At 62.3% G+C, this 13760-nt stretch carries 15 protein-coding genes; 7 read left to right on the plus strand and 8 right to left on the minus strand.

Going from position 1 to position 13760, the window contains the following annotated elements; translation table 11 throughout:
- The 3 genes from RIF72_RS09205 to RIF72_RS09215 all read left to right on the plus strand — a co-directional run.
- The coding region (locus tag RIF72_RS09205; protein WP_309074517.1) for a lyase family protein at positions 1-500 on the plus strand (500 nt) is incomplete at its 5' end.
- Positions 501-630: 130 nt separating this feature from the next.
- Positions 631-1317 (plus strand): TetR/AcrR family transcriptional regulator, encoded by a 687-nt coding sequence (locus RIF72_RS09210; RefSeq protein WP_309074518.1) that lies wholly within the window; start codon positions 631-633, stop codon positions 1315-1317.
- A complete protein-coding gene (locus tag RIF72_RS09215; protein ID WP_309074519.1) occupies positions 1314-2990 on the plus strand; it encodes an MDR family MFS transporter in 1677 nt (558 codons plus the stop codon). Before RIF72_RS09210 ends, RIF72_RS09215 begins: the two co-directional genes overlap by 4 nt.
- Positions 2991-2992: 2 nt before the next feature.
- Here RIF72_RS09215 and RIF72_RS09220 read toward each other — a convergent pair whose 3' ends face one another.
- From RIF72_RS09220 to RIF72_RS09230, 3 genes are all read right to left on the minus strand, one after another.
- Entirely contained in the window at positions 2993-3469 is a 477-nt protein-coding gene (locus RIF72_RS09220; protein ID WP_178997886.1) for an NUDIX domain-containing protein, read from the minus strand.
- A 4-nt stretch (positions 3470-3473) separates the two neighbouring features.
- Entirely contained in the window at positions 3474-4031 is a 558-nt protein-coding gene (locus RIF72_RS09225) for an META domain-containing protein (protein WP_309074520.1), read from the minus strand.
- A gap of 133 nt (positions 4032-4164) precedes the next feature.
- On the minus strand, positions 4165-4716 hold the full coding sequence (locus RIF72_RS09230) for an A24 family peptidase (RefSeq protein WP_309074521.1): 552 nt from the start codon (positions 4714-4716) through the stop codon (positions 4165-4167).
- Between the two features lie 59 nt (positions 4717-4775).
- Here RIF72_RS09230 and RIF72_RS09235 point away from each other — a divergent pair, with 59 nt between their 5' ends.
- Both RIF72_RS09235 and RIF72_RS09240 read left to right on the plus strand, forming a co-directional pair.
- On the plus strand, positions 4776-5537 hold the full coding sequence (locus RIF72_RS09235; protein WP_309074522.1) for a hypothetical protein: 762 nt from the start codon (positions 4776-4778) through the stop codon (positions 5535-5537).
- Positions 5538-5569: 32 nt separating this feature from the next.
- Positions 5570-6214 carry a GNAT family protein gene (locus RIF72_RS09240; protein ID WP_309074523.1) on the plus strand — a complete coding sequence of 215 codons (645 nt, stop codon included), beginning with the start codon at positions 5570-5572 and terminating at the stop codon, positions 6212-6214.
- Positions 6215-6375: 161 nt separating this feature from the next.
- Here RIF72_RS09240 and RIF72_RS09245 read toward each other — a convergent pair whose 3' ends face one another.
- Together RIF72_RS09245 and RIF72_RS09250 are read right to left on the minus strand one after the other, a co-directional pair.
- Complete coding sequence (locus tag RIF72_RS09245) at positions 6376-7770, minus strand: PhoH family protein (RefSeq protein WP_375164210.1); 1395 nt, start codon at positions 7768-7770, stop codon at positions 6376-6378.
- A 237-nt stretch (positions 7771-8007) separates the two neighbouring features.
- Entirely contained in the window at positions 8008-8814 is an 807-nt protein-coding gene (locus RIF72_RS09250; RefSeq protein ID WP_309074525.1) for an isoprenyl transferase, read from the minus strand.
- Positions 8815-8921: 107 nt separating this feature from the next.
- On the opposite strand from RIF72_RS09250, the gene RIF72_RS09255 reads away from it, so the two are divergent.
- Positions 8922-9563: a hemolysin III family protein gene (locus RIF72_RS09255; protein ID WP_309074526.1), complete on the plus strand. Its 642-nt coding sequence runs from the start codon at positions 8922-8924 to the stop codon at positions 9561-9563.
- Positions 9564-9579: 16 nt separating this feature from the next.
- On the opposite strand, the gene RIF72_RS09260 is transcribed toward RIF72_RS09255, so the two are convergent.
- The 3 genes from RIF72_RS09260 to mca form a co-directional block, all read right to left on the minus strand.
- Positions 9580-11796 carry a thioredoxin domain-containing protein gene (locus tag RIF72_RS09260; RefSeq protein ID WP_309074527.1) on the minus strand — a complete coding sequence of 739 codons (2217 nt, stop codon included), beginning with the start codon at positions 11794-11796 and terminating at the stop codon, positions 9580-9582.
- On the minus strand, positions 11768-12079 hold the full coding sequence (locus tag RIF72_RS09265; RefSeq protein WP_309074528.1) for a hypothetical protein: 312 nt from the start codon (positions 12077-12079) through the stop codon (positions 11768-11770). Before RIF72_RS09265 ends, RIF72_RS09260 begins: the two co-directional genes overlap by 29 nt.
- A gap of 106 nt (positions 12080-12185) precedes the next feature.
- Entirely contained in the window at positions 12186-13091 is a 906-nt protein-coding gene (mca, locus tag RIF72_RS09270; protein ID WP_309074529.1) for a mycothiol conjugate amidase Mca, read from the minus strand.
- Positions 13092-13167: 76 nt separating this feature from the next.
- On the opposite strand from mca, the gene RIF72_RS09275 reads away from it, so the two are divergent.
- Entirely contained in the window at positions 13168-13626 is a 459-nt protein-coding gene (locus RIF72_RS09275) for a DUF4307 domain-containing protein (protein WP_309074530.1), read from the plus strand.
- Positions 13627-13760 lie beyond the last annotated feature (134 nt).

The raw sequence follows: 13760 nt of genomic DNA on the forward strand, positions 1-13760 counted from the left end.
AAATCGCCATTCCGGACCTTCAGCCGGGCTCCTCGATCATGCCGGGCAAGGTCAACCCGGTCATCTGCGAAGCGTCCATCATGGTCTGCGCCCAGGTCATCGGCAACGACACCGCCATCGCCTGGTCCGGCACCAACGGCGCCTTCGAACTCAACGTCGGCATCCCCGTGATGGCCGCCAACCTGCTCGAGTCCATCCGCCTGCTGGCCAACACCAGCCGCGTTATGGCCGACAAGATGATCGACGGCATCACCGCCAACGTTGAGCGTGCGCGCTTCCTTGCAGAGGCTTCCCCGTCCATCGTGACCCCGCTGAACAAGTTCATTGGTTACGAGAACGCTGCCAAGATCGCCAAGATCGCTGTGAAGGAGGGCCTGACCATCCGCCAGGCCACCGAGAAGCTTGGCTTCGTTGGCGAGGGCGAAGGCAAAGTCACCGAGGCAGAGCTCGACAAGGCCCTCGACGTCACCACCATGACGTCCCCTGCTCACAAGAACTAATACTCAAAGCACGACGACGGCCGGTACCTTTCGCACGAAAGGTACCGGCCGTCGTCGTTCCCGGACGTATGGGTAAAGCCATACCCCAAACTTTTTGCACTTTTAGTGCTTGAGTGCAAAACTTTACATTGTGATCAATAGTGCAAATACTGATGGTGGCCTCCGTGAGCGCAAGCGGGCTGCCACACGGACGGCGATCACCGCCGTCGCGCGTTCCATGACCGCATCGCGCGGCCTTAGCGGTTTTACGGTTGAGGAAGTCTGCGAGGAGGCGGGGATTTCACGGCGGACCTTCTTCAACTACTTCCACTCCAAGGAAGACGCCGTGGTCGGCTCGTTCTCGGATGAGTTGCCCGAGGACGCCTTGGAAGCGTTCAACCAGAACCCGTCCCGCACACCGGACAGCATCTCCGGGACTCTCCTGGCAGCCCTGCACGTGCTCACCGTGACCCTGATGGAGCGTTCATCCATCAGCCGTGCCGAGGTCCAACAGTTCATCGCTGCCATCACGGCCGAACCACAACTCCTGGCACGCCTCACCCTTGAAGGGGAGGCCCGCGAACGGCAATTCGCCGCGCTGGTGGCCGCCCGCGAAGGGCTGGCTCCCGAGCACCCGGAAGTCGTTACGGCAACCGCGTTGTTCGGGGCGGTGTCCAAGAAGACGGCACAGCAATTCTTCTCGGAGGAAAATTCGCGTCCCTACCGCGGGATCCTCGAACAGAACCTCAACGCCGCACGGAAACTTTTCGCCCAGCCGCTGGCTACGAACCAACAGCTGGGCCCCAACCCCCTTGAAACCTCAAAGGATCCCGCATGAGTACATTGTCCAAAGCCGCCGAACCGCTGCTGCTGACCCAGAAACGCATCTGGATCATCTTCTCGGCACTGATCGCAGGCATGCTGTTGTCCAGCCTCGACCAGACGATCGTTTCCACCGCCATGCCTACCATCGTGGGCAAGCTGGGCGGCGTGGAGCACCAAGCCTGGATCACCACCGCGTACCTCCTTGCCACCACCATCGTGATGCCCATCTACGGCAAGTTCGGTGACATCCTTGGGCGTCGCAACCTGTTCCTCGTGGCAATCGCCCTGTTTACCCTCGCATCCGTTGGCTGCGCGTTTGCCACCGACTTCTGGGGGTTCGTGATCTTCCGCGCCATTCAAGGCCTGGGCGGCGGCGGCCTCATGATCCTTTCGCAGGCGATCATCGCCGACATCGTTCCTGCCAAGGAGCGCGGCAAGTACATGGGTCCGCTGGGCGCAATCTTCGGCCTGTCCGCTGTAGCCGGACCGCTGCTGGGTGGCTTCTTCGTTGATCACCTCACCTGGGAATGGGCTTTCTACATCAACATCCCCATCGGCATCGCTGCGTTCATCACCGCCTGGTTCACTTTGACCCTGCCGAATAAGAAGGCAGAGAAGAAGATCGACATCCTGGGTGTCCTGTTCCTCTCCGCAGCCACCACCTGCCTCATCTTCTTCACCGACTTCGGCGGCAAGAAGGACGAAGGCTGGGACTCGCCGCTGACGTGGGCGTTCGGGGCCGGCATGGTCCTGGCCGCCTTTGCCTTCGTGATGGTTGAACGCCGCGCCGAGGACCCCATCATTCCGCTGAGCCTGTTCAAGAACCCCATCTTCATCAACGCCACGGCCATCGGCTTTACGTTGGGCCTGGGTATGTTCGCCGCCATCGCTTTCGTTCCCACGTTCCTGCAGATGTCCTCCGGAACGTCGGCCGCTGAGTCCGGCCTGCTGATGCTGCCCATGATGGTAGGCCTCATGGGCACCTCCATCTACTCCGGTATCCGCATTTCCAAGACCGGCAAGTACAAGATGTATCCCATCCTGGGTGCGGCGTTGACTATCGCGGCCATGTTGTGGCTGACCACGCTCACGGCAGAAACCGCCATCTGGGTCATTTGCATCCAGCTGTTCATTTTCGGTGCGGGTTTGGGCCTCATCATGCAGGTCATTGTCCTGGTGGTGCAGAACTCTGTTCCGGCTGACCAAATCGGCACGGCCACCAGCACCAACAACTATTTCCGCGAGGTAGGGGCGTCGCTGGGTGTCGCCGTCTTTGGAGCGATCTTCACCAACCGCTTGGCTGAATCCCTGACCGAGGCCTTCACCGGTGCCGGTGCATCTGCAGACCAAGCTGCGCAATCCACCAGCACCCTAGATCCGCAGGCGCTGGCCCAGATGCCTGAGCAACTCCGCGATGCGGTGGTGAACGCCTACGCAGATTCCCTGGCACCGGTGTTCTGGTACTTGGTGCCGTTCATCGCCATCGCCTTGGTGCTGGCCATCACGCTGAAGCAGATTCCACTCTCAGACACCGCCGGCATGGTGGCGCGCGGGGAGGCTGTGGGTGGCGAAGAGGCGGACCGGCTTGAGGCCGAGCGACTGGAGACTGCGCGACTGGAAGCGGAGTTGGCTGCCTCGGATGGCATCGAAAAGGATCGTCCGACGGCAGATGCGGCCAGACGGTAACGCTAGTCCTCCACTTGGTACGCCACGGGGCCTTCGGGCTCCGTGGCAAGCCTGATGGCCTCAAGGTTCCCGGCACTCATCTCCGGAAGCTCATCCAGCGCAAACCACCCGACGGCCAGAGATTCGTCGTCATTGACCCGGGCTTCTCCAGAGACGTATCGGCAGCGGAACGTGATGTCCAGGAAATCGCACACGTCGCCGTTGGGGAACGTCACAGGCCCCACAACTCCGACGCCGATGATGCGCTCCGTCTCGGCCACAACGGCTGTTTCCTCCAAGATTTCGCGGATCAAACCAGGCGCGGGGTGCTCCCCCGGTTCCAACATTCCGGTGATAAGTGTCCAGTGGCCGTTGTCGGCACGCTGGCCTAAAAGGACCCTGCCTTCGTCGTCAAACACCACTCCCCGCACGGCCGGCAGCCAGAGCGGGTCGTTGCCGATCTTTTCCCGCAGTTTGATCACGAATTCCGGTGCACCCATGGTGTCAGCTTTCCTTCAATTCGATGGTCGCATGTGAGTTCTTCAAGGTGAGGGTGTCGCCGTCGAGCTTCCACTGAACAGGCTGTTCAAAGAGCTCCTCTGTCCACGCCTGGTAGTTGTCCGTTGGCTCCACGCAGCCGTGGTCGGTGACCATCATCCAAAGCTGAGTAAAGACATCATCCTGCACTGAAACTGCCACCTGGAGATAATTGCACGGTGTGTGGACGAAGAGGGTCCACTCTCCGTTGGCATGCCTCGAGCTCACTCTCAGCGGGTCCGTTCCGAGCCATGCCACATCTCCCGTGGCGTCGGTTCCCCGCACGGACGTGAACTCGGAACAGCCCAGCGGACCACCTTCACAGGGGGTCTCCGGGCTGCGTGTGGGATCCGGCGGTTGAGTAATGCCCGGCTGCTGCGTATTCCCCGACTGAATACCAATCCCCGGCTGGATGCCGGGTCCCGTGGATACAAGAGGTTCGTTGACTGTCTGCCCGCATCCGGTCAGCAGTACTGCGCAGGCAATGGACGCGCCCAGCAGGAACCTCAACCTGATTCGCCGCACTGCAAACCTCCTGCCGCCCTCATACACGTCCGAACACTCGCTGGGCTAAGCATGACCCAGCCCGGTAAACGCCGAGAATACGGGGAGCGTTGCAATTTGGCCGCAGTTGCTATGGGACGAGTGGTTTGCGGCTTCACGCGGGCAGGACCACCATGGCGGCCGTCGCCCCGGCCAGCATGAAGGGGCCGAACGGGATGGCCGAGCGCAGCGTGCCTCGCCGGGCCACCAGGATGCCCAGGCTCCACAGCCCTCCCAAGAGGAAGGCAGCGAACGTTCCCGCAAAGATGTGGCTCCATCCCAAGTAGCCCAGATACAAGCCCAGCACCCCGGCCAGCTTGACGTCCCCAAAGCCCATTCCGGGTGGATGGACGAGCCTGAGTATGAAGTAGAACAGCCAGAGCAAGGCACCGCCGGCGATGACGCCCAGGCCGGGCACACCAAAGACGACAGCCGCCGGTGCGCCCACCGGGGTTGAATCAGCGAAGTACACCACCAGTGCCGCAGCCAGCAGCAGCACTCCAGCCACTGCGTAGGACGGAAACACGATCCGGTTTGGCAACAGGTGGCTCCGGATGTCTATCACTGTGAGTCGGACGGCCATCACCACGAAGTACAGGCATGACGCCATCACGAGCCAGAAGCCCAGCGGATTGGCATCCCAGAGGTCGGAGAGTCGTCGGATCACCTTCGGATGCTATCCCGGTGGCCGCCATTCCCGCTTGAACCCGTAGGTAAACTGTGGATATGGGGCGCTACAGTGCAGCTGGACCGGGTTTTGACTTGTCCTCCACATTCCGCAATCTTTGCCGTTCTTCGCCTTGGAGGTGGACCAGCCTCCGCTTTGAGTACCTCGAACGCCCCGCCTCCGACGCCGCCATGGTCCGGGCGTGGCTCAGGCGCCCGGGTGCCCTCCGCCTCGAGACGCCGGACGGCCTGCTTTTGCACAGCACCACGGGCATTAACGACTCCAGGGACGATCTTTACGTCAGTGCCACTCGCCGTTCGTGGCTACTTCCGGCTCACCTCGTGACCCCGGTTTACGACGACGCCGGCCTGGTCCGCCGTCGACCCGAAGCCGCGTACGGTGAGCCCTCTTTTGGCAATGGTCGCCTTGCCGCCGCTCTCGATCCCGTGGAGCTGGTCGGCAACGCGCCAGTCCCCTTGGAGTTTCCGGACACCAACCGGGTCTTCCTTGAGCAACCCCGCGAGGTGGACCATGAGGGCCGCCTCGCCTTGGAAACCTTCGTTACCCCCAGCCGGACGTATGTTCCTTCGGACCCCGCTGAACCTTTGGCGCACCCCGGCCGGACAATGATCAGGATTGACACCGGCACAGGCGTTTGCGTGGCCAGCCAGAGCATGGACGGCGACTCCGCAGGCAAGGGCCACTGGCTCAAGATCCTGGCAGTGGACGAGTACATGCTGGACGACCTCTTCATGGCAGAATCGATGAACCTCACGGACGTCCGGCGCCACATCTCGTGGGACATCGGCCCTGCCGCCTGAGCGGCAGCTCTCTTCGGGGCTAAGCTACGGCGATGACATCGCTGGCAGAAATATGGCCCCCGTTCGGGCTCACGCTCACCACTCCGAGGCTGACCATCCGTCCCGTCCTCGACGAAGACATCCCTTTCGCCGTAGCCGCGGCCCGTTCCGGTGTCCACGAGCCCGGCAAGAGCCCGTTCAGCGTGCCGTGGACCGAACTCCCTGAGGACGAACTCGCTCCCAACATGGCCCAGTGGTACTGGCGCTGCCGCGCCAACTTCACAAAGGACTCTTGGACCCTCCTCCTCGGCGTCTGGCATGACGACGAACTCCTTGGTGTCCAGGACGTCGGCGCCAAGAGCTTCAAAACCCTGAAAACAGTGAGCACCGGCTCGTGGCTCAAGCAGTCCGCGCAGGGCCAGGGTTTCGGCAAGGAGATGCGTGCCGCCGTCGTGGGCTTCGCCTTCGACCACTTGGGCGCCGAAGTAGCCGAGTCAGAAGCTGCGAGCTGGAACCAGCGATCCCTGGGCGTCTCCACCAGCCTCGGCTACGAACTAAACGGCACCTTCCGCGACGGCTGGGGCGAAAAAGTGGAGGAAGTCCAAAGAGTCCGCCTCACCCCCACCACATTCACCCGCCCCCACTGGACCCTAAAAGTCCAAGGCCACGAAGAACTAAAAACCTATCTCACGCTCTAACCGCGCTGATCGCCAGCCGAGCTGCGGTCCTTCGCAGAGGAGCGCATCGCGACCCATCGGACCCCGAAGGTCGCCCAGCGACCGTAAGGGTCCCTATGGGTCGTGTCTAAGCGACGGCGAAGGGCCGTGGCCCGGCGAACCGAACCACGGCCACACATCAGTTAGATCTCAGCCCCTTCGAGCAACTCGGTAACAAGTGCAGCGATCGGCGACCGTTCAGACCGCGTTAGCGTGATGTGTCCGAACAGCGGATGGCCCTTGAGCGTCTCCACTACGGCAGCCACCCCGTCGTGCCGCCCCACGCGGAGGTTGTCGCGCTGGGCGACGTCGTGGGTGAGGACGATTTTGGAGTTTTGTCCGATGCGGCTCATGACGGTGAGGAGCACGTTTTTCTCGAGTGACTGTGCTTCGTCCACGATCACGAAGGCGTCGTGCAGGGAGCGCCCGCGGATGTGGGTCAGTGGCAGGACTTCGAGCATGCCCCGGTCCATGACTTCTTCCACGACTTCCTGGCTGACGAGCGCCCCGAGGGTGTCGAACACTGCCTGCGCCCAGGGGTTCATTTTTTCGGATTCGGAGCCGGGGAGGTAGCCGAGCTCCTGGCCGCCCACTGCGTAGAGGGGGCGGAAGACCACTACTTTGCGGTGTTCCCGGCGTTCCAGGACGGCTTCCAGGCCCGCGCAGAGGGCGAGTGCGGATTTGCCTGTGCCTGCGCGGCCACCTATGGAGACGATCCCGACTGCGGGGTCCATGAGGAGGTCGATGGCGAGTCGTTGTTCTGCTGAGCGGCCGTGGAGTCCGAAGACGTCGCGGTCGCCTTTGACGAGCCGGACTTGTTTATCTGCTCCGACCCGGCCGAGGGCGGAGCCGCGGTTGGAGAGTAGAACGAGTCCCGTGTTGACGGGAAGTTCTGCGGCGGCCGGGATGAAGGCGGGCTCGTGGCCGTAGAGGGTGGTGATTTCTTCTTCGGTTGCGTCCACTTCGGCCATGCCGGTCCAGCCGGAGTCTTTGACCAGTTCGTTGCGGTATTCGTCGGCGTGGAGCCCCATGGCGGAGGCTTTGACGCGCATGGGGAGGTCTTTGGAGACGACTGTGACGTTGTGGCCTTCGTTGGCCAGGTTTTTGGCGACGGCAAGGATGCGGCTGTCGTTGTCGCCTCCGCGGAATCCTGCGGGCAGCACTTCCGGGGAGATGTGGTTCATTTCCACCCTGAGGAGGCCGCCGTCTTTGCCTATTGGAATGGCGTGGTCCAGTCCGCCGTGTTCGATTCGGAGGTCGTCCAGGAGCCTTAGGGCTTTTCGGGCGAAGTAGCCTAGTTCGGGATCGTGGCGTTTTCCTTCCAGTTCACTGATGACCACGATGGGGACGATGACTTCGTGTTCGGCGAAGCGCAACAGTGCGTGTGGATCGGATAGCAGGACGGACGTATCGATCACGTAGCTGCGGCCTGTGGCGGACGGCGCGGTCCGCGCTTTTTGTGAGACCCGCTTGGTGCGAGAGGTAGCTGCACTTTCCCCGTCGGAAACCATTGCGGGCAGTTGCTCAGAAATAGCCACATCGACTCCAGCCCCGGGCAGTTCGCCCGGCCTAATGGTGAAGCGGCTCGGCCGGGAGGCCGGGCGTGGCCTCCCCTGTAACTGGTGCGATAGTCCGCTCCATATACTGGCCTCCCCGATCAGCGGGCGGTTTTGCCTGCTGATGGGATTAACGTAATCCCACTCACAGAAAATTCCGAAACCTGCGTCGGCAAGTCGCATTGCCAGCTGATTAATTCCTGGTTAACCGCGGTAGGGTCAGGTTCCGAATCGCCGCTGGCGCCCGGCATAGTCCCTGAGCGCACGCAGGAAATCGACCTTGCGGAAGGCGGGCCAGAGGGCTTCGCAGAAGTAGAACTCGCTGTAGGCGCTTTGCCACATGAGGAAACCTGAGAGCCGCTGCTCACCGGAAGTGCGAATGACGAGGTCCGGGTCGGGTTGGCCGCGGGTGTAGAGGAACCTTGAGATGTCGTCCACCGAAAGTTCATCTGCGACGTCGGACATCTTGCGTCCCTTTGCGTCGGCATCGTGGAGGAGTTCCCGTACGGCGTCGACGATTTCGCGGCGCCCGCCGTAGCCCACTGCCACGTTCACGTGGATCTTTTCGTGGACCGGGGTGCGGGCGGTCAGTTTGTTGAGGCGTTCGGCCAAGTAGTCCGGGAGGAGTTCCGGTGCGCCCATTGCGTGGACGGAGACGTTTTCGTCTTCATCCAGCCGGTCCATGGTGTTCGCGATGATGCCCATGAGAAGGTCCAGTTCTTCACCGGAGCGGTTCATGTTGTCCGTGGAGAGCATGTAGAGGGTTACTACTTTGACGCCAAGTTCCTGGCACCAGCCGAGGAATTCGTGGATTTTGTCCGCGCCCGCTTGGTGCCCTTGGCTGGTGGGTGCGTTGAACTGGCGCGCCCATCGCCTGTTTCCATCCACCATCACGCCGATATGCCGCGGGATTCTGTCTTGCTTGAGGGAACGCAGCAATTTGCGCTCGTAGAAGCCATAGAGGAAACCGGGCAGCTCCACCGGACTCTCACCTGACTTCCTTGCTTGTACGACGACGGCGCACATCCAAGGCTACCGTCCCGAGCTGCCGGGCCGGTGCAGTAGCCGGTCAAATTCGCCCCGAGACTTGTTACCAGTGGGTAACTTACTGAAACGTAAGTTATTCTTGACCCATGGCTGAGCTCCTCGAAACCAAGCCCCTTTGGCGTGGGTGGATCCACGCCGTCGCCGCTCCGTTTGCACTCGCGGCAGGGATCGTCCTGGTGACCGTCGCCCCTACACCCGATCGCAAGATCACCTCCGCCATCTACGCGTTGACGGGCTTCCTGCTGTTTGGCGTCAGTGCTGTCTACCATCGCGGTAATTGGTCGCCCAAGGTCCGGATGCTGCTCAAACGTCTGGACCACACCAACATCATGCTGGTGATCGCCGGCAGCTACACGCCCCTGGCATGGTCCTTGCTGGAGCGCTCACAAGCCGTGACGTTGCTTTGGCTCGTGTGGTCCGGTGCAATAGTTGGGGTCCTCTTCCGAATTTTGTGGACGCACGCTCCACGCTGGTTGTACGTGCCGGTTTACATCGCGCTGGGCTGCGGAGCATTGTTCTACCTCCCCCAGTTCTTCACCGCCAATGCCCCGGCAGCAATACTTATCTGCGTCGGTGGAGCGCTGTATATCGCCGGAGCGATGTTCTACGCCATCAAAAAACCGAATTTCAGCGTCCAGCACTTCGGATTCCATGAACTCTTCCACGCCTTCACGGTGCTGGCGTTCGCAGCGCACTTTGCGGCCATCATCATGGCAGTGCTCAGCTAGGCCTGCTGAATTCGGCTCAGTCGCCTGACGCCATTTCTTCCAGGCGGGACTGAACCGCAGCCACACCACTCAGCGGACTGTCGCACACCATGTCGCGGCACAAGTAAACCAGCGGAGAACCATCCGCCGCAGCCGACCTGTGGAGCAGCAGGGGAACTTCTGCCTCCCCTGCCGGGGACGCGGCGTCGTAAGTTTTCGCAGCGACAACCAGCCCGGGGCTGGGAGACTTCAACAGCGCCCGGTGCAACTCCCGCAGCAGCGGCGAGTCCGGACCTACGACGGCGGCCTCTACCGGGCCGGCAACTGCAGCCTGGGCAATAGCCAGCAGCCAACCGGCAACACGCGGTGCACGCGTGGCGAGGGGTGGCAAGAGGCCTAGGATACTGCCGGCCATCAGGCGATGCTCGTGGGAACCGGAGTACGCGGCGTAAGACAACAAGGCGCCGGCAAAACCGGCGGCACCGCTGGGCGTGGCGTTGTCGAACGGGTCCAGCGCAGCTTTCTGGCCTTGGGCGTTGAAAATTTGCGAGGGCTCCCCCTCAGAGTCGGCCAATCGACCGTTCTCTACAAAACGCGAGCACGCAGCCAGGACGAGCTCCTCCGCAAAGCCATACCAGCGCCTGTTTCCCGTCACGGCGTACAGGGCCAGGAGGCCATCTGCGCAGAAGGCGTAGTCCTCAAGCAGTCCTCCAATGCCTCGCGCTTCCGAGTCATGTGAAACCCGGACCAGCACCTGTGACGCGCTGTCCCAGTGAACCTCCGCGAGGTACTCCGCCATGGCTTCGGCCGCGGCAACCAAATCAGCGCGGCCCAGGATAGCCCCTGCTTCCGCGAGAGCTCCTACGGCAAGACCATTCCACCCGGCCACCACTTTGTCGTCTCTAGCCGGCTGGCTCCTAAGGGTGCGGGAGGCCAGCAGCACCGGCCGGGCGCGCTCCCAGAGCCTGCTCTCTGCATCTGTCAACGCCCGGCCTGGGTGTAGCAGCGAACCCAGCTCAGAGACAGTCCCGTGTGTACCGACCCTCATCATGGTCGCCACGGTCTCGGCGTCACGCGGGTCAAGGGCGTCCACAAGTGATTCGGGAGTCCACAAATATGTGGCGCCCTCATGATGCACGCCGTTAACCACGGTGTCAGCGTCCAAGGAGGAGGCCAACGCGCCGCTGGGCAGCTTAAGGGAACCCAACAGCCAATCGGCGCACCTCGACGCCACGGATGCTGCTTCGGCCACCGGGAAGACCTCATTGCCCCCAAGCCGAACCCAGTGTGCGTAGACCCTCAACAGCTGCGCATTGTCGTACAGCATTTTCTCAAAGTGCGGCACGGACCAGTCCGCCGTCACCGAGTAGCGGGCGAATCCGCCGTCGAGCTGGTCGCACAACGCGGATCGTGCCATGCCGGCAAGGGCCCTGGCTGCCATGTCGCGGGCTGCCCGGGCAGTATCCGACGGTACGGCAGCGTGCCGGATGAGGAACTCAAGAACCGCCGACGGCGGGAACTTGGGAGCGCTGCCGAACCCACCGGCGTCGGGGTCTTCAGAACGGGCCAGTAGCGCTACGGCCTCCGGGAGGAGGCTTGCGTCCAACATTTCAGGTGGCTCGTCGAGCCGGACCGTCCCGGCCAACTGCGCATCCGCCATGTTCGCTGCCAGCCCCCTGGCATTCTGCTCCACGGCATCGCGTCGCTCCACCCACGCCTCATGGACCGCCTCCAGGACATTGCGGAACGAGGGACGGCCGGGTAAGGGAATAGGCGGGAAGTACGTCCCAGCGTGGAAGGCAAGCCCGTCCGGGGTGAGGAAGACGGACATCGGCCACCCACCTTCGCCACTGATGGCCTGCGTAGCCGCCATGTACACGGAGTCGACGTCGGGTCGCTCCTCCCGATCAACCTTCACCGGGACAAAATGGGCGTTCAGGTAGTCGGCAGTTACCTGGTCTTCAAAGGATTCGCGGGCCATGACGTGGCACCAGTGGCATGCCGCGTAGCCGATTGAGAGGAACACGGGGACATCACGCTCTTCAGCAAAGGCAAAAGCCTCATCACCGAACGGACGCCAGAACACGGGATTGTTCGCGTGTTGCCGCAAATAAGCGGAAGGTTCCGAACCCAGGGCATTACTTGCCCCGGGCCAGCTGGGTCCGCCGGCTTCGGCGAATCGACCCGACTCAGCGGGCCGTTCCGACTCGGCGGGCCGACCCGGTTCAGCGGGTCCTGGGGCCGCCATCGCCATTCTCGTCAGTGGAGCTACCTGCTTCAGCAGCGCTTTCGCTTCCGCCCTCCGCGTTCCCCGCCTCTGCTGCCAAGCGCGCTTCTTCCACTTGGGCTCGGTAGCGGACGCGGCGAATCCTGCGAACCATGTCCACGATCAGGAACGTCGTGAGGATCACGATGAAGGCCGTGAGGACAAAGCCCCAAGTGCCGGGCGTCACCTGATCCTCGGACAGGCCGGGCCGCAGCGTGCCCGTGGGATCGGGCGACGGAGTGACGGTCAGGGCAAGAATCAAGTGATGCACTTTCAAACCTTCTATGGGAGCTGGTGCGTGCCGGCTGGCAGCGCGCAGCCGGGAAACTGGCTGGCCATGCGGTAACTTCTACAAGCGATAGAAACTACCGGCATTCCTATCTTATCCCCGCGAAGAGGTCCTTCTCCGGCAGCTCGGAAGGGACCCTGGACTTGATCAGGGTGTAGTCCTCCCACGGCCAGGCGGTCCTTTGCAGGTCCGGGGATACCGCGAAGAAGAAGCCGACGGGATCGATCTGGGTCCGGTGGGCCCGCAGGGCGTCGTCCCTTGCCTCGAAGAAGTCGCCACAATCAACTTGCGTGGTGGTCTGATGCCCGGTCACCGGAGCAGTGTGGCCTTCCGCGTCGGCTTCCAACCATGCCGCAAGCCGCTCGGCATACGGGGATTGCAGCCCGGCTTCTTCCAAGGCGAAGTGCAGCGCGCGGAATCGTTCGGGGCTGAAGGCGCGGTCGTAGTAGAGCTTGCTGGGCGTCCATGGTTCTCCCATGCCTGGATAGCGCTCGGGATCGCCTGCGGCTTCAAAAGCTTCCACCGCAACCTTGTGGGCCATGATGTGGTCCGGGTGCGGGTAGCCACCGTTTTCGTCGTAGCTAAGAATGACGTGGGGCTTGAAGCTCCGGACCAGCCGGACCAAGGGCGCCGTGGCACGTTCCAAGGGCTGCAGGGCAAAGCAACCCGGAGGCAAGGGCGGGAGTGGATCGCCTTCGGGAAGGCCCGAGTCCACAAAGCCGAGCCAGCGCTGCTGGATTCCCAGCACCGCTGCCGCGTTGGCCATCTCAAGGCGTCGGGCGCCGGCCATGTCCCGCTTGGGATGGGGGGCGTCCTCCATGGCGGGGTTCTGAATGTCGCCGCGCGAACCGTCCGTGCACGTGGCAACCATGACGTCCACTCCAGCCGCGGCGTACATCGCCATGGTTGCTGCGCCCTTGCTGGACTCATCATCCGGATGGGCGTGGACGGCGAGCAGACGCAGAGGCTGCTCGGAACTGCTGGACGCTGTCACGTGACGGCTCCTCTTTCATGGATCGTGCTTTTTGTGGGCGGTGATGGGACGCCGGGATCGGCACTAAACTGGATGGGTGACTTCAGAGGACCTATCGGCCACCCAAGTACCGGCAAGCACCAGCCTAGCCAATCGTTACGGCGGTCAAAAGCGCGCCATGACCCGCAAAACCAAGCGGAACATTGTCATCGCCGCATTGGTCCTCGGAATTGGGTTCGCCGCCTACGTGGCAACGGGCTCGGCCCAGGCCCCGGTCACGTTCAAGGACATTGGTTACAGCACCGTGGACGACACCCAGGCTGAGGTGGACTATCAGGTGACAAAGTACCCCGGAGCCACGGCCAAATGTGCCATCAAGGCCCTGGATTCGAAGTTCGCAGTGGTCGGCTGGAAGGTCGTGGAGATCGGGCCCAACGATCCACGGGACGATCCCGACGGCGGCAGCACCACCATGCAGCGAACAGTCCTGAGGACCGAGTCCCCGGCAGTCTCCGGAATCGTGGACAACTGCTGGATCGTGGACAGCGGAAAATAACAATCGTGTGACCCACGACTCAACCGGTTTGGGTTCGTCCAGAGGATTTACTACAATGGATGAAACCTTCACCCCGTTAAGTTGGTTACTGAGATTCACGAGTGGCCAACTCGGCGGGGTCTTTTGCATTGTCA

Source organism: Paenarthrobacter sp. (genome assembly GCF_031180005.1).
GTDB lineage: Bacteria > Actinomycetota > Actinomycetes > Actinomycetales > Micrococcaceae > Arthrobacter.

Coding starts and splice junctions, on each gene's coding strand:
- RIF72_RS09215 (WP_309074519.1), top strand. CDS start 1,314: ATGAGTACATTGTCCAAAGCCGCCGAACCGCTGCTGCTGACCCAGAAA.
- RIF72_RS09220 (WP_178997886.1), bottom strand. CDS start 3,469: ATGGGTGCACCGGAATTCGTGATCAAACTGCGGGAAAAGATCGGCAAC.
- RIF72_RS09235 (WP_309074522.1), top strand. CDS start 4,776: ATGGGGCGCTACAGTGCAGCTGGACCGGGTTTTGACTTGTCCTCCACA.
- RIF72_RS09240 (WP_309074523.1), top strand. CDS start 5,570: ATGACATCGCTGGCAGAAATATGGCCCCCGTTCGGGCTCACGCTCACC.
- RIF72_RS09250 (WP_309074525.1), bottom strand. CDS start 8,814: ATGTGCGCCGTCGTCGTACAAGCAAGGAAGTCAGGTGAGAGTCCGGTG.
- RIF72_RS09255 (WP_309074526.1), top strand. CDS start 8,922: ATGGCTGAGCTCCTCGAAACCAAGCCCCTTTGGCGTGGGTGGATCCAC.
- RIF72_RS09260 (WP_309074527.1), bottom strand. CDS start 11,796: ATGGCGATGGCGGCCCCAGGACCCGCTGAACCGGGTCGGCCCGCCGAG.